This window comes from Mesoterricola silvestris (genome assembly GCF_030295405.1).
Lineage (GTDB): Bacteria > Acidobacteriota > Holophagae > Holophagales > Holophagaceae > Mesoterricola > Mesoterricola silvestris.
The window spans coordinates 2,289,638-2,304,113 of sequence record NZ_AP027080.1; the positions used below are offsets into that span (position 1 = coordinate 2,289,638).

The window sequence follows — 14,476 nt, forward strand, 5'->3', positions numbered from 1 at the left end:
CATGTTCATCGCCGAAGTGATCGCCCCCGTCGTGGCCACCGAGAAGATCGCCTTCTTCAAGGGCCGCAAGCTCCTGCTCGTGCGCGAGGTGCTCGAGGACGGCACCCCCGGCGACCGGACCCTGGTGGCCCTGGACGGGGTGCAGGCGGGCCCCGGGGACCGGGTCCTGGTGGCGCGCAACGGGGGGGCCGTGGACGACGTGGCGGGAATGAAGGATTGCCCCGCCAACGTGGTGATCATCGCACACGTGGACCGGGTGGAGCGGCAGTAGGAAAATAGCCCCGGATGTTGCGAACGCCGTGAATAGAGGTTCCGGATGAGGGCCGGCCCCGTCACACTGGATTGGAAATCTCATGGGACGGCACGAAATGCACAAGCAAGGGCCCGGGTCCGCCTTCACGAAAATCCTCCGGGCCCTGGGCCTCGCGGCCTTGACCGTCCTGGTGGGGCTGGGCTCCTGGTCCCTCTATCACATCCGCGTCCTTCACCGCCTGGGAACCGTCACCCGGGGCCAGGTGTACCAGTCCGGGGCCATGCCCCCCGCCGATCTCCTGAAGGTGGCCCGGGAACTGGGCCTGAAATCCGTCATCGATCTGCGCACCTTCAATCCCGGGGAGGACAGCACCAACACCACGGACAGGGCCACCATCGCCCAGGAGGCCCAGGCCCTGGAAGGCATCGGCGTGCGCCACATCCACCTGCCGACGCCCCAGGTGCCCACCCAGGCCACCGTGGACCGGTTCCTGGAGATCATGCGCGACCCCGCCAACCGCCCCGCGCTCATCCACTGCTACCACGGCATCGGCCGCACCGAGCTGTTCGTGGCCGTCTACCGCATGGAATTCGAGCACTGGTCCAATGACCGGGCCCGGGCCTGCACGCGGCTTCTCCTCGCGGGCAGCAGCTTCTCGGATACCGCCGAGAAGGGCCGTTTCCTCATCCGGTACAAGCCCCGCCTCGGTTCCCTCCCAGTTCCACGGTGATGTGCACCAGTTCCCCATGGACCCCGACGGCCTCCCGGACGGCCGCTGGCGTCACGCCCCCCCCGCCCCCCTCCAGGGCGAGGATGCAGGCGTAGCTGGCCTTGCCCACGCGCCACACGTGGAGGTCGGTGACGCCGCCCCACTCCGGGTGGCCGGCCACCACCTCGCGGATCTCATCCACGACCGGGTGATCCATTTCCGCGTCCAGCAGGACCCGGGTCGTGTCCCGCAGGAGGCCCACGGCCCACACGGCCACCAGGATGGCGCCGGCGAAGCCCATGACGGGGTCCAGCCAGGCCCAGCCCGCCGCCATGCCCCCGGCCAGGGCCAGGATGGCCAGGACGGAGGTGGCCGCGTCGGCGATGACGTGCAGGTAGGCCGAGCGCAGGTTCAGGTCATGGCCGTGGCCGTGGTCATGGCCGTGCCCGTGGTCATGGGCCCGGCCCAGGATGAGGGCGCAGGCCACGTTGACGGCGAGTCCCACCACGGCCACGGCGATGGCCTGCCGGTAGTGGATGGGCGTGGGGTCCAGGAGGCGCTGGGCGGAGCCCAGCACCATCCAGGCCGCCACGCCCAGCAGGAACAGGGCGCTGGCGAAGCCGCCCAGGATCTCGATCTTCCAGGTGCCGAACGCGAACCGGCGGTCCCCGGCGTGGCGGCGGGCCATGGCGTAGGCGAAGGCGCTCACGCCGATGGCCACGGCGTGGGAGCTCATGTGCCAGCCGTCGGCCAGAAGGGCCATGGAATTGAAGCGCCATCCGGCCACCACCTCCACGGCCATCATGAGGGCCGTGATGGCCATGACGAGGCGGGTGCCTCGTTCACCTGCCTGGTTGCCTTGATCGAAAATATGGGAGTGGGGGGCCTCGGGGGCTTGGGCGGGGGTCATGCCCCTACTTTGCCGTACGTTTGCCCATGCGGGAATCCAGGTACCAGATCCCGCCCCCCTGATCGCCCACCGCCCGGAGGTGGTCCACGATCTGCCCCACGTTCGATTCCTCCTCTACCTGCTCTGTGACGTACCACTGGAGGGTGATCTCGCTGGCGTAGTCCTTCTCGGACCGGGCCAGCTCGAACAGGGCATTGATCTTGGCGGTGATCCCCTTCTCGTGGTCCAGGGTCTTCTCGAAGACCTGGATCACCCCGCCGAAGTCGGTGGGGGGCGCGGCGATGGGCTGGAGCTCCAGCTTGCCGTTCCGGTCCAGGACGAACTGGATGAGCTTCATGGCGTGAGCCGTCTCCTCCCCGGCCTGGATTCGCAGCCAATGGGCGAAGCCCTTGAAGCTCTGGGCATCGCAATGGGCGCTCATGGCCAGGTAGAGCTGGGCGGAGTACTGCTCCAGATTGATCTGGGTGTTGAGGGCTGCCTGCATCCTTGGGCTGATCATGGCGGAGCTCCTTGAACTGGGACTCATTGTAGCCAGGGGCTCCCGGGGTGTTGCAAATCTCCTTGGGGGCCTTGAAGGAAAAGGAGTAATGCAACATGCTGAGGTTGCCCTCCGGGGCCCTTGTTCGGTTTTCCTTGGAAATGAAGGACCTGTAAAACTGGAACGATAAATGCTGTCCCCAGGTTCGTGGGCCCCCGGCCCTTAAAGGAGATACCCCGTGAGACTCAACGCGCTTCCCCTCACCCTCCTCCTCGGCCTCAGCCCCTTCGCCGCCCAGGCCCAGGTGCACATCGGCATCCAGATCGGACTGCCCGTGGCGCCCCGCCTCGAGGTCATCTCCCCCGGGGTTTCGGTGGTGGCGGGCTTCGACGAGGAAGTCTTCTTCAACAACGGCTGGTACTGGTGCCGCCGCGACGACGGCTGGTACCGCGCCCGCAGCCCCCGGGCCCGCTTCGAGTGGGTGGAGGCGCGCCGCGTGCCCCGCTACATCGTGGAGGTTCCCCGGGGCCACTACCGCAACTGGCGCCGCGGCGATGACCGGGGCGTATGGATGCCCCCCGGCCAGCGCAAGCAGATGGAACGCCGCGAGGAGCGCCGGGAGGACCGCCGCGAGGAACGCCGCCAGGACCGCCGCGAGGACCGCCGCGAGGAACGCCGCGACGACCACCGGGAACACCATCACTAGGTGACAATCGGCCCCGGGCCGTGAATGATGGGAGAGGGCCGGACGCGACCACCGCGTCCGGCCCTCGTTTTCGGAGCCGCCCATGACCCGGACCCACCCCAAGGACCCCCTCCACGGCCTGACCCTGGAGGCGATCCTGACGGTCCTGGTGGAGCGCGTGGGGTGGGAAGGCATGGGCCGGGCCGTGGAGATCCGCTGCTTCAACGTCGACCCGAGCCTCAAGTCCAGCCTCGCCTTCCTGCGCAGGACCCCCTGGGCCCGCCGCAAGGTGGAGGAGCTCTACCTGGCCCTGACGCAGAGCTGATCCCCTGGAGGCCCCGTGCCGCGCCGCCCCTGCTGCAAACGAGTCGAGGAACTGCCCGGAGTCCGCTACTTCAAGCCCCGGGGCGTGCCCCTCGCGGACCTGGAGGAGGTGAGCCTGGCCTTCGAGGAACTGGAGGCCCTGCGCCTGGCCCACCAGGAGGGCCTCTACCAGCAGGAGGCCGCGGAGCGCATGGGCGTATCCCGGGCCACCTTCGGCCGGGTCCTGGACGCCGCCCACCGCAAGATCACCCGCGCCCTTGTGGGCGGCCTCGCCCTCCGCATCGAGGGCGGCGCCTACACCCTGGAATAGAGCCTGTTCGTAATATCTGGGCAGGGATGGCTTATGCTCGATCTGATCGGCACGTCGTGCGTGGCGGATGAAAAGTTGGTGTCGTGGCATCGCACGAACCCTTTGCGCCGCTGAACCCCGGCAAAAAATCAAACGCTGGGGCGCAGAGGTCTCGCTGGGGCGCTGGGAGTTCAAACCCGGGTATGAACCAAATGCTTGGCATGGAACCGTCCAGGAGGTTCTGGCGCGAAGCCCCCCGAGGTTCTCCTTCTTTTCCCAGCGCCCCAGCGAGACCTCTGCGCCCCAGCGTTTGATTTTTTCGACGGGTCTTCCCACCCGCTGCGTACAAGCCGTTCAGAGGTTCATCCACATCAGGACGCAAACCATTCCGACATGCGCTGCATAGCTCCGACCGGCCTTACCGATGCGGGTCTCGAGGCTACCGGATTGCAAGAACCGGGCGAATGCCATCTCGATGGCATGCCCCTTCTTGCAGAGGCAGGCGTCGTACTTCGCGGCCGGATATCCCTAGGACCTGAACAACCGCACCAGTTCCCCGCACGCCTTCTCCGGGTCCTCCGCCGAGCAGATCGCCGACACCACCGCCGCGCCGTGGGCGCCGGCCTGGGCCACCGCGGCGATGGTCTCCCGGTTGACCCCGCCGATGGCCACCAGGGGATGGCGGGAATAGGCCCGGATGCGCGCCAGCCCTTCCAGCCCCCAGGCCCCGCGGGTGTCGGTCTTGGTGGGCGTCGCGAAGACCGGGCTCACGCCCAGGTAGTCCACGGGCTCGTCCTGGGCCCGCACCACGTCCTCCCAGGTCTCCACGGAAAGGCCGATGATCGCGCCCGGCAGGAGGCGGCGCACGGTGGCGCAGGGCATGTCCTGCTGGCCCACGTGGACGCCCTCGGCGCCCACCGCCAGGGCCACGTCCAGGCGGTCGTTGATGATGAGCGGGACCTTCCAGGGCGCCAGCAGGGCCTTGAGGCGCGCCGCCTCCTCCACGAAGGGGCGCGTGGCCAGGTCCTTCTCCCGGAGCTGGACGCTTGCGGCGCCGCCCCGCACCGCGGCCAGGACGACCTCCTCCAGGGACCGGCCGCGGCAGAGGCCGCGGTCGGTGACCAGGTGGACGCCGTTCACGCGACCTCCGCCCGCAGGCGCCCCTTGATGTCGGCCTCGGAGAGCCGGTGCAGGGCGTCGAGGAAATGCAGCTGCAGGGTGCCGGGGCCGTCGGCCTTGGCCGCGGCGATCTCGCCGCAGACGCCCATGACGGCCATGGCCTGGGCCGCGGCCAGGACCGGGTCGGGGGTGATGGCGGCGAAGGCGCCGCACAGGGCCGAGGCCGTGCAGCCCAGGCCCGTGACGCGGGTCATGAGGGGGTGCCCGTTGTGGATGCGCAGGGACCGGTCGCCGATGATGTAGTCGGTGGCGCCGCTGATGCACACCACCGATCCGTGGGCCTCGTAGATGGCCCGGGCCGCGGAGACGGCGTCCTGGGAGGCGTCGAGGCTGTCCACCCCCTTGGTGCCCGCCCCCGCGCCGCGAATGGCCATGATCTCGGAGGCGTTGCCCCGGATGATGGCGGGCCTGAAGGCCGCCAGGAAGTCCCGGACGGTGCCGGTGCGGTAGCGGGTGGCGCCCGCCCCCACGGGGTCCAGGACGATGGGGATGCCGCGCCGCGTGGCGTGCTCGGCCGCGAGGAACATGGCCTTGACCCACTCCCGGCTGAGGGTGCCGATATTGAGCACCAGGGCGGCGGAGATGCCCACCATGTCCTCCATCTCCTCCTCCGCGTGGGCCATCACGGGGGAGGCGCCCAGGGCCAGCAGGGCGTTGGCGGTGGTGTTCATGACGACGTAGTTGGTGATGTTGTGCACGACGGGGGATTGCGCGCGGACGGCGGTGAGGGCCTCCCAGGCGTTCAGGGCTTCGGATGCGGGCATGGACGGTTCCTTTCCTAACCTTCCATCTTATCCCGTGCGCGCCCGACCCGCGCCAGCTGGGAACGGTACACCCGCCCCAGGAAGTCCGCGAGCACCAGTTCGTGGGCGCGGTGGGACCCGCGCATGAACCGGTTCACCTGCATGTGCACGAGGCTGGCCGCGAGGTCCTCCAGGGGCAGGGAGAGGCGGCCATGGGAGGCGGCTTCGGCCAGGCGGTGCAGGCACGTGCGCTGGCGGTGGAGGCGGGGGTCGGGGAGCGCGGGCGGGGCGGGGCGTCCGGGGACGGGGATCCAGGCCTCCAGGTCCCTTCGCAGGCTCCGGTAGCGCTCGCCGAGCTGGATGCCAAGTTCCGGGTTGAACTCGCGGCCGAGCCCGCCCCGGATGGCGTCCACGATCCTGAGCTTGGCCGTGAGGCTCAGCCCCAGGCCCGAAAGGAGCTCGTCCATGGCCTTGAAGGCGCGCTGCCAACGCAGCCCGGAGCCCTCCTCCCCGTCGCACTCATGGAGAAGATCCAGGGCCTTCTCGCTGTCCTGCTCGAACCAGGCCTCGGCGAGGAGCATGCCCTCCAGGCCCCCGTACCGCTCCAGTTCGCGCTCGTACGTGTCCACCTGGACCTTCCAGCAGGCGCCCGATTTCAGGTGCGGGGCCAGGATGCGGCGGATGAGGGGAAGCAGGTTCGAGGTGAGCTGGGTCGGGGTGCCGTGGAAGCGCAGCCGGAGGTGGGACTCGGGGTCCGCGTACCTCACGAAGAACCAGCGGTCCCAGGCCTGGACCGTGATGCGCCGGAGGGTGTCCAGGAGCACCGCGAGGATGCGGTCCGACGCCGCGGGGCCCGCGTAGACCTTGATGTAGAGCCATTCGGACCCTGGCGGATAGGACCGGGCCGCCTCGGCCGTGCTGGAGGGGCGCGGGGACCGCCTCGCGGGGAGAGGGGGTTCCTTCTGCTGGAAGGGGATCACCAGTTCGTGGAAGTAGCGGCCTTCGGGCCCGGCCGCGGCCAGTTCCTCCGGGCCCGGGAAGGCCTCCACAAGGGTGAAGGAAGGCCGGCTGGCCACGATGTGCTCCAGGGTGGCCGCGCGCAGCGGATCGTCCAGATCCACCCAGAGGGTGCTGTCGGCGTCCTCCAGCACCACGTGCCGGGGCAGGCGCCGCGGAGCCCGGAGGGCCTGGAGGCCTCCGGCCTCCAGTTCCCGGGCCTCCACGCGCCAGCGGGCCCGGCACAGGACGTGGCGGCCGCGGGTGACCCGGGGCAGGAAGGGCAGGGCCTCCAGCGGGCCCCAGGTCCATCCCCCGGCCCTGCCGTCCTGCTCCTGCAGGTGCGCCAGGAACCGGAAGACGGGAAGGCCCTGGGCATAGTTGTGGGCGGTGGCCATGCGCGGGACCACTTCGCGGCCCAGCCGGATCGAGCGCAGCACGAGCCGGTCCCCCTCCAGGGCGAGGGTCAGGTCCGCGGGGGGGATCTGGTGATCCAGGGGGGCGCCGCTGGAGCCCAGGAAGGGGATCTCGAAGGCCCGCAGGCGGGGGCGGGCGATGATGTTGCCGATGCGGCCATCGGGCTGGTGCACGATCTCCGCGAAGACCGCCTCGGGGCGCCGGGCCTCCTCCACGCGCAGCAGCTCCTCCACCCGGGACGCCAGCCGCGGGTCCCCCAGGCAGAACCGCCCCAGGAGCTGGGCCCCCGATGGGCCGGAATAGGATTCCATGAGCACCTGGAAGTCCCCCCGCGCCAGGGCCTCCGGCGAAGGGGAGGCCAGGGCCGCCAGGGCCGAGAAGGTGGCGGGGAAGGGCCTCGGCCCGGGCTCGCCCAGGATGGCCAGGTCCGCGTCGTCCAGGGCCCACTCGGGGGCGTTCCCGAGGAAATGGAGGCGCTTGAGGATGTGCCGGTCCCGGGCGGTGAAGGGCGGATCGGCTTGTGCCGCGGCCTGGAAGGGAAGGCCCTGGAGGAGGGGGGATCCGTCCAGGCCCGGCGGGGGCTTGGGGCCGAAGCCGATGCCCGCCTCGGCGTCCAGGGCCTCCAGGAGGGGCACGGCGCGGGTGCCGTAGCGCTCCCGGAAGGCGTCCCGGAAACGGTCCAGGGGGCTTTCCCGCCGGTGGGGCGTGATGAGGCGCAGGCGTTCCACGGCTTCCTCCAGGGCCCGGCGCACCTCCGGGCCCAGATGGAGCTCCTCCGACGGCTTGTGGAGATCCACCTGGAACAGGCGCCTGGGATCGGCGGGCACGGCGAGGGCCTCCAGTTCCCGGGCCAGGGCCCGGTACCTCCCGGGGGCGGCGCCCGCCCCGGCCTCGTCCAGCTCCCCCAGCTCCGTGACGATCCGTTCGAGCCGCTCCCCCAGGGGCCGGGTCCCGCCCTGGGCCTTGAGGTGGCCGGCCAGGGCCTGGAGGGGCTCCTCCCCGGTGACGGCCGGTTCCAGGTCGCTGGTGAGGATCCGCCCCTCCACCAGTTCATCCAGGAAGCCCGAGGCCTCCCCGGGCTCCACCTCCACCGCCTGGGCGAGGACCCCCGCCAGGCTGCCCAGGCCCGCCCCGCCCGCGGCGCAGGCCAGGGCTTTGTCCAGATGGCCGGTGGGCTCCAGGGCCACCAGGTGGTACTCCCGGCCCTCACCGGCGCCAAGGCGGGGCTCGGCGTAGTGCCAGCGCCCCGCGGCCAGATGGAGGCTGGTGTTGGGCCTCCAGGTGAGGAGTCCGCGCACCTCCGGGTTGCGTTCCAGATCGGCCACCAGGGCCGCCAGGTAGTCGTTGTCAAGCCGGGTGCGCCGGACGCATTGGGCCAGGGGCGGCACGCGCAGGTCGCTGACCGGGCCCCAGGCCCCCACCCCACAGCCGGCGAAGAGGCCGAAGGGCGTCGAGCGGGAACCCATGCGGGTGAGGTACCGCACGAGGCTCTGGTCCACCCGCTGGGCGCGGGCTTCCGGCAGATCGCCCCGCAGCCATGGATCCAGGGCGGTATCCAGGTCCGGGGAGGCGAGGAAGAGGGCTTCCCGGATTTCCGGGCGCCGCACCGCCGCGGCCAGGTGTTCCCGGGTCCAGGCCCGGGTGGGGTCCACGGGCAGGCCGGGGGTGCGGAGAACGAAGAAGGGGGCTGTGCGGACGGTGGGAGAAGGCATGGTAGGAAAATCCGTTGGCGAGCGCGCCGATCGGCGGGCGAGGGGTTCCCCCAGCCTAGAATCGAGCGCGATTCCGGCCTGGAAATTTCCCTGAACGGGCGTTTTCGGGGGATGAACGGTTCGGACCCGGAATCGGCGCGTTCAGGGATATTCTGGAGCTTCACCAAGGCCATGCCGTAAAACGGGTGCCGTGCCCCAGGGCACGCCCCAGGAGATGGCCATGAAACCCCGACTTGTCCTCCGCAAGGAAACCCTTCACCTTCTCGCCTCCCCATCGCGCAGGGACGGTGCGTTGCTAGCCGGATCGCCCGGCAACAAGACTGGAGCCCATGACGCCACCGCCGCCAGCATCACGACCATCTGGACCACGCCTTGGTGAGAGGGATCCGTTCCACCCCGCCCCGAAAGGAAAGCTGGGGGAGCTCCACCTCAAGGGGTGGGTGCTCCTGTGCGTCTCCCTGCTCTTCACGGCGGTGGCCCTCCGGGCCTACCACCGGCTCGGCGTGGCGGGCAATCCCTGGATCCTGGGATCGGCCGCGTTGCTGCCCGCGTTCCATCTGGCGACCATCGTCCTGGCGGTGCCCATGGCCTGGCGGATCCGGGCGAGGGGCTGGCCCGTCCTCGTCTTCGCCCAGAGGCTGGTGGTGGCCCTCGCCCTCTCCGAGGCCGCCTGCGCCCTCATCGTGCTCCTGGACCTGTGGGTGCGGGGCAGGGCGGGAATGCAGACCCCGAACGCCGCGGGGGTCATGCTGTCCTATCTCTTCGTCGTGGCGCCGGCCATGACGGCCGCGGGAGGCCTCGTGGCCGCCAGAGCCAATGCAATGGATGAAAAGGAAGCCATGGTCGCAGAAGCGAACATCGCCCGGACGCGGCTGCTCCAGAGCCAGCTCCACCCCCACGTGCTTTTCAATGCCCTCAATGGCCTGGCGGAGCTCATCCACAAGGATCCGCCCACCGCCGAGCAGAGCGTCAAGCACCTGGCCGATCTGCTCCGCAGGATCCTCCGGGCCTCGGAAACGCCGACCTTCTCCCTGGGCGAGGAACGGGCCCTGGTGGAGGATTACTTGTTCATCGAAGGGCTGCGCCTGGGCCTTCGGCTGCGCCTCCAGTGGGACTGGGATGCCAGCCTGGACGGCCAGCAGGTTCCGCCCCTGCTCATCCAGCCCCTGGTGGAGAACGCCATCAAGCACGGCATCGCCCCCAACCGGGGCGGCGGCGAGCTGCTGGTGCGGGTGGGGCGGGACGGCCGGGACCTGATCCTGGAAGTGTGGAACACCGGCGCGGCGTACGAGGCCCGGCCGGGGTCGGGCATCGGCCTGAGGAACCTGGAAGCCCGTCTGGCGTTGCATTTCGGCCTGGACACGGCCTTCAGCATCCAGCCGGACAAGGGCGGCACCCTGGCCTCCATTCGCTTGCCGGGCGTCTTGCTACACTGAGGGCATGGACCGCCTGAACGTCGTCATAGCGGATGATGAACCGCTCGCCCTGGAGCGCTTGGCCCGCCTGCTGAACGAGGCGGACTGCCAGGTGGTCGCTTCCCTGGAGGACGGACCCTCGCTCCTGGAGTGGGTGGCCGCCAACGGGGACACCAAGGTGGATGTGCTCTTCCTGGACATCCAGATGCCCGGCCTCAACGGGCTGGAGGTTCTGGCCGAACTCAAGCGCCCGCCTCTCACCGTCTTCGTGACCGCCCACGCCGACTACGCCATCCAGGCCTTCGAAGCCGCCGCGGTGGACTACCTCCTGAAGCCCGTGTACGAGGACCGCCTGGCCCGCACCCTCCAGCGGGTGCGGGAGCGCAAGGTGCACCGCCTCACCACCGCCGAATGGCACGCCATGCTCCCCCCCCTGGAACGGGTGCCCGTCCTGGCGGGCTTCGGCACCATCCTGCTGGACCTGAAGTTCATCACCCACTTCGAATTCGCGGACGACAAGGTGTGGGCCCACGCCCTCACCCGGCGCCACGAGACCACCTGGGGGAGCCTGCGGGAGGTGGAGGAGACCTTCCCCGCCGCCGGCATGGTCCGCATCCAGCGCAACCTCCTCCTGCGGCCCGAGGCCGTCATCGGGGTGAGGGAACTGATGCGGGGGCGCCTGGAAGTGCGCCTGGCCAAGCACACCGAACTGATCGTCAGCCGCACCATGGCGAAGGTGCTCCGGGCACGGCTTTCCATGGATTGACCGGGGGGCCGGCATCCAGGATCGGCCCCCCCCGCGCGGGCCGTGCGACTATTAACTAGACCTACTAGTCGTCTATTCGTATCCCTCCCGGAGACCCCCGCCCATGCGTACCGATGTCCGCTTCCCCCTTCGCGCCGCCCTCGCGGCCCTCCTCCTGGCCCTGCCGGCCCTGGCCGGAGCGCCGGCCAAGCCCCCGACCCGGGAGGAGACCCTGGCCGCCGCCCGGGAGCTCATGACCTCCTGCCACTATGTGGCCCTGGCCACCGTGGCGGCCGACGGCGGCCCCCAGGTGCGGACCATGAATCCCTTCCCCCCCGAGGCGGACATGTCCGTGTGGATGGCCACCAACGGCACCACCCGCAAGGTGGCCGAGTTGCGGGCGAACCCCCGGGTGACGCTCTTCTACGGCGACCTGGCCCGGGCCGAGGGCTACGTGGCCCTGCGGGGCCGGGCCCTCCTGGTCACCGACCCGGCCGAGATCAAGAAGCGCCACCGGGCCTACTGGGACCAGGCCTTCCCCGGCGGCAAGGACCTGGTCCTGATCCACGTGGTGCCTGAGCGCCTGGAGATCATCCATTACAAGTCCAACCTAAACGGAGATCCGAAAGGCTGGGCGGTACCGGCGGTGGTGTTTTAGGTTCGGGTAGCGTGGACGTCCGGGTTCCGGACCTTCGCCCTGGTTCGTCATCGCCGGACAAGCCGGCGATGACGGGGGGGTGGGGGGGGACGATGGGGCTGTGCTACGCCCATTTTCTCCGTTGAGCGAAGGGGAGTCCGGAGCCGAAGGGCTCTCCGGGGGGGCCTGGCCTGGTGGGCGGCTGCCAAAGGGATGGTGGGCTCGCTGCGCGTGAGTCGGGTCGACGGGGGAGGGCGCCGACGCTGGTTTCCATAGCTGGCCCTCATGGGCGGAAGCATCGCGCTTTTTGACAATTCAGTGTCGGCGCCTGTCGGCACCGGGAGGTGTTACGCGAAGCGGATCCACCAACCTTTTGATTGCCGCGCACCTGGCCAGGGCCCCTCAGGAGAGCCTCCTCGCTTCGGACTTCCCTTCGCTCAACGGAGGAAATGGGCGTAGCACAGCCCCATCGTCCCCCCCCACCCCTCCGTCATCGCCGGCTTGTGCGGCGATGACGAAACGGGGCGAAGGTCGGGGACACGGACGTCTCCTAGCTGGGTCCCGGCTCTGCCGGCGGCTTCACCGGGGGGAACTTCAGGGTGAGGACCCGGTCCGGCCATCCGAAGACCTTGAGGTAGCAGACGCCGGCGTCCGGAGGCGAAGGGACGGTCAGGGTTTCCCGGCCGTCCTGGATGAGGACGGCGGCCTTTTCCCAGGGGCCGGTGGCGGTGGGGGCCACGGCTTCGATCTGGTCAAGGGAGGGACCTACCAGGCGAAGGCCGGGGGCGGCGGCCTGGACGGCGGTGATGGTGGGGAGGTCCAGGAAGGTGACGGGGAGGGGGAGCCAGTCGCTGGCCCCGGCGCTGGCGTCCTGGATCTGCACCTCCAGCCGGCCCGCGGCCCTTCCGCCCAGGAGCTCGGCGGGGTTCAGGACGAAGGTGGCCTTTTGGTTGTTGCCCAGCAGGCGGATCTTGGGGGCGGGGACCACCCGCACGACGCCGGGGTCCTCGGCGTTGCGCAGGGCGGCGTGGACGGCGCCGTCCGGGGGGAAGCGGTAGCCCTTGGCCGTGAGCAGGGTCACGAGGCTGGGGCCGCCCGTGGGGGCGATGGGCAGGGCGGAGCTCATGGGCAGGCCGGTGCCCTTGCCCTCCATGGGGATGGTCTGGAGGTCCGCCAGGCGCGGCCTGGGGGGCAGCAGCACGGCGGGGCCCGCGGGGGTCTTTCCGGTGGCGAGGACCAGGGCGGCGGGCAGGGACCGGCCCACGGACCCTTCCAGGGGCTTGGTGTCCTCCGCCTTGAACCAGCGGCCCTCCGCGGCCTCCCCGTCGGGCAGGAAGCGGCGCTCGGCCAGCTCCAGGGCCTTCACCCCCTCCAGGTGGCGGCCCTTGAGGAGGATCCGCACCTCGCCCAGGCGGGCCTCCAGGCCCGCGGGTTGGGGCGGGGCCTCCAGGAGCACCAGGGGCAGGGTCCGGGCGGGCTGGCCGAAGGCGGTGACTTCCAGGGCGCCGGCCCCCGCCTGGGCGGGGGCCGTCTGGAAGACGGCCTCCCGGCCCCCGTCGGGGGCGTCCTTGAGCTGGGCCGTGAGGGGCGGCGCGCCGGCGGGCCGGAACACCACCTTTTCCACCACCCCCGCCCAGGCCGCGGGCAGCTTCAGGGAGCAGGGCCCGCCCACCTGGAACCGCTGGCGCTCCACGGGCGTGGGCGCCCAGGCGGGGTCGACGGCCACGGGCACCTCCACGGGATCCGTGGCCATGCTGGTGAAGCCCCAGCGTCCCACCACCTTGACCTTCACGGTGGGCGCGCCCAGCTTGCGCAGGGGTTCCTGCAGCGGCGCGCAGGAGGCCACGAACGTCATGTTCGCGGGGCTGGAGGCCAGGGCCAGGGGGGGCAGCCCCGCCACCACGAGCTTCCAGTCCTGGCCGTAGAGGGCGAAGGGGGTGCGGCCCTTCTCCTTGGGGAGCACCTTCAGGGCGGCCTGGCCCTTGAGCATGGATTCGCCGGGGGCCAGTTCCAGGCCGAAGGCGGGCGGGGTCAGGTCCTCCCACTTGCCGGGGCAGCACAGGAGGGCGCCCCGGGTATCGCCCGTGGTGTGGATCCAGTCGCTGTAGTACAGCTCGGCGCCGTCCCCGTGGAAGTTGCGGGCCAGGGCGGGCAGGTAGTTGAACTGGTGGCCCGGCCAGAGGTTCTTGACGATGGCCGCCAGGTCGAAAAAGATCGAAACGTAGGCCGAGGAGGGCTTGGTGCCCACGGCCACCTGGGCCTCCACGGGGGAGGCCGTCACCGCCTCGGGGACGAGGACATTGGTCTTGCGGAACTCCTGGGTGAGGAACTGGAACTTGTCCAGGTTGGTGCGGCTCCCACCCACGAAGGCCTGCAGGTCGCCGGACACGGCGCCGCCGTAGGTGTGCAGGAAGCTCAGCACCGCGTTGTCGTACTGGGCCGCGGAAAGGTTCTTGTCGATGGCCCCCAGTTCCTCCAGGAAGGCGTCCGCCGTGGCCCGCTCCCCGGAAAGGTCGGAGATCTTGGCGCAGAGCGTGCGGAAGGCCCCCAGGTGGGCGTTCAGGTCCGTGAGGACCTTCTTCCGGCCGTTCTTGTCGGGGATGAGGAAGATCATGGGGATGGAATCGTAGGGCACCGGGATGGCGGGCGCCGACATGTGCTCGCCCTTGCGCTTCAGGCGGAAATCCACCACCCCCTGGTCCGTGGGGGCCACGGTGCGGGGCAGGAAGACCACGATGAGGGACCAGTCGGCCCGGGTCACCCGCTGGTCGAAGGCCTCCCCGGCGAAGCCCAGCTCCAGGTCGTCCCCGAAGCGCAGCACCGGCACCCGGAAGAGGGGCAGGGCGGCCTCCTCGGGCGTGCCCTTCCCCCGCACGACCCGGGCCGTCATGGCGATGGGCCCCTTCTGGAAGGCCTCCACCAGGGGCGCGCCCAGGGCCGGGGCCGCCAGGAGGGCGGCGATCAACAGCGTCTGCAAGGTCCTC

Annotated in this window: 14 protein-coding genes; 8 read left to right on the plus strand and 6 right to left on the minus strand. The window is 70.4% G+C overall.

Annotated features, from left to right (window positions below; all coding sequences use genetic code 11):
- Position 1: 1 nt before the first annotated feature.
- Both R2J76_RS09905 and R2J76_RS09910 read left to right on the plus strand, forming a co-directional pair.
- The gene (locus tag R2J76_RS09905) at positions 2-271 is read left to right on the plus strand and encodes a EutN/CcmL family microcompartment protein (RefSeq protein WP_316415686.1); all 270 of its coding nucleotides are present in this window, start codon (positions 2-4) and stop codon (positions 269-271) included.
- An 82-nt stretch (positions 272-353) separates the two neighbouring features.
- On the plus strand, positions 354-983 hold the full coding sequence (locus R2J76_RS09910) for a fused DSP-PTPase phosphatase/NAD kinase-like protein (protein WP_316415687.1): 630 nt from the start codon (positions 354-356) through the stop codon (positions 981-983).
- On the opposite strand, the gene dmeF is transcribed toward R2J76_RS09910, so the two are convergent.
- On the minus strand, positions 937-1,872 hold the full coding sequence (gene dmeF / locus R2J76_RS09915; RefSeq protein ID WP_316415688.1) for a CDF family Co(II)/Ni(II) efflux transporter DmeF: 936 nt from the start codon (positions 1,870-1,872) through the stop codon (positions 937-939). The two genes, R2J76_RS09910 and dmeF, sit on opposite strands and share 47 nt — an antisense overlap.
- Before the next feature lie 4 nt (positions 1,873-1,876).
- On the minus strand, positions 1,877-2,371 hold the full coding sequence (locus R2J76_RS09920) for a ferritin (protein ID WP_316415689.1): 495 nt from the start codon (positions 2,369-2,371) through the stop codon (positions 1,877-1,879).
- Between the two features lie 217 nt (positions 2,372-2,588).
- On the opposite strand from R2J76_RS09920, the gene R2J76_RS09925 reads away from it, so the two are divergent.
- The 3 genes from R2J76_RS09925 to R2J76_RS09935 all read left to right on the plus strand — a co-directional run bounded on the left by R2J76_RS09925 (position 2,589) and on the right by R2J76_RS09935 (position 3,669).
- The gene (locus R2J76_RS09925) at positions 2,589-3,056 is read left to right on the plus strand and encodes a hypothetical protein (RefSeq protein WP_316415690.1); all 468 of its coding nucleotides are present in this window, start codon (positions 2,589-2,591) and stop codon (positions 3,054-3,056) included.
- An 82-nt stretch (positions 3,057-3,138) separates the two neighbouring features.
- Entirely contained in the window at positions 3,139-3,360 is a 222-nt protein-coding gene (locus tag R2J76_RS09930; RefSeq protein ID WP_316415691.1) for a VF530 family protein, read from the plus strand.
- Positions 3,361-3,375: 15 nt separating this feature from the next.
- Positions 3,376-3,669 carry a DUF134 domain-containing protein gene (locus R2J76_RS09935; RefSeq protein WP_316415692.1) on the plus strand — a complete coding sequence of 98 codons (294 nt, stop codon included), beginning with the start codon at positions 3,376-3,378 and terminating at the stop codon, positions 3,667-3,669.
- A 507-nt stretch (positions 3,670-4,176) separates the two neighbouring features.
- Here R2J76_RS09935 and thiE read toward each other — a convergent pair.
- Genes thiE through R2J76_RS09950 form a run of 3 tightly spaced genes read right to left on the minus strand, consistent with a single transcriptional unit; the run spans position 4,177 to position 8,695 of the window.
- Complete coding sequence (gene thiE / locus R2J76_RS09940) at positions 4,177-4,788, minus strand: thiamine phosphate synthase (protein ID WP_316415693.1); 612 nt, start codon at positions 4,786-4,788, stop codon at positions 4,177-4,179.
- Positions 4,785-5,591 carry a hydroxyethylthiazole kinase gene (gene thiM / locus R2J76_RS09945; RefSeq protein ID WP_316415694.1) on the minus strand — a complete coding sequence of 269 codons (807 nt, stop codon included), beginning with the start codon at positions 5,589-5,591 and terminating at the stop codon, positions 4,785-4,787. The genes thiE and thiM overlap by 4 nt, the downstream gene beginning before the upstream one ends.
- Positions 5,592-5,605: 14 nt before the next feature.
- Positions 5,606-8,695 (minus strand): lantibiotic dehydratase, encoded by a 3,090-nt coding sequence (locus R2J76_RS09950; RefSeq protein WP_316415695.1) that lies wholly within the window; start codon positions 8,693-8,695, stop codon positions 5,606-5,608.
- Between the two features lie 440 nt (positions 8,696-9,135).
- Between R2J76_RS09950 and R2J76_RS09955 the strand changes: the two genes are divergently transcribed.
- The 3 genes from R2J76_RS09955 (at position 9,136) to R2J76_RS09965 (ending at position 11,513) form a co-directional block, all read left to right on the plus strand.
- Positions 9,136-10,131 carry a sensor histidine kinase gene (locus R2J76_RS09955; protein WP_316415696.1) on the plus strand — a complete coding sequence of 332 codons (996 nt, stop codon included), beginning with the start codon at positions 9,136-9,138 and terminating at the stop codon, positions 10,129-10,131.
- 4 nt (positions 10,132-10,135) lie between these two features.
- Positions 10,136-10,876 carry a LytR/AlgR family response regulator transcription factor gene (locus tag R2J76_RS09960; protein WP_316415697.1) on the plus strand — a complete coding sequence of 247 codons (741 nt, stop codon included), beginning with the start codon at positions 10,136-10,138 and terminating at the stop codon, positions 10,874-10,876.
- Positions 10,877-10,979: 103 nt separating this feature from the next.
- Positions 10,980-11,513 (plus strand): pyridoxamine 5'-phosphate oxidase family protein, encoded by a 534-nt coding sequence (locus R2J76_RS09965; protein ID WP_316415698.1) that lies wholly within the window; start codon positions 10,980-10,982, stop codon positions 11,511-11,513.
- 529 nt (positions 11,514-12,042) lie between these two features.
- Here the strand turns inward: R2J76_RS09965 and R2J76_RS09970 are convergent.
- On the minus strand, positions 12,043-14,469 hold the full coding sequence (locus tag R2J76_RS09970; RefSeq protein ID WP_316415699.1) for a hypothetical protein: 2,427 nt from the start codon (positions 14,467-14,469) through the stop codon (positions 12,043-12,045).
- Positions 14,470-14,476 lie beyond the last annotated feature (7 nt).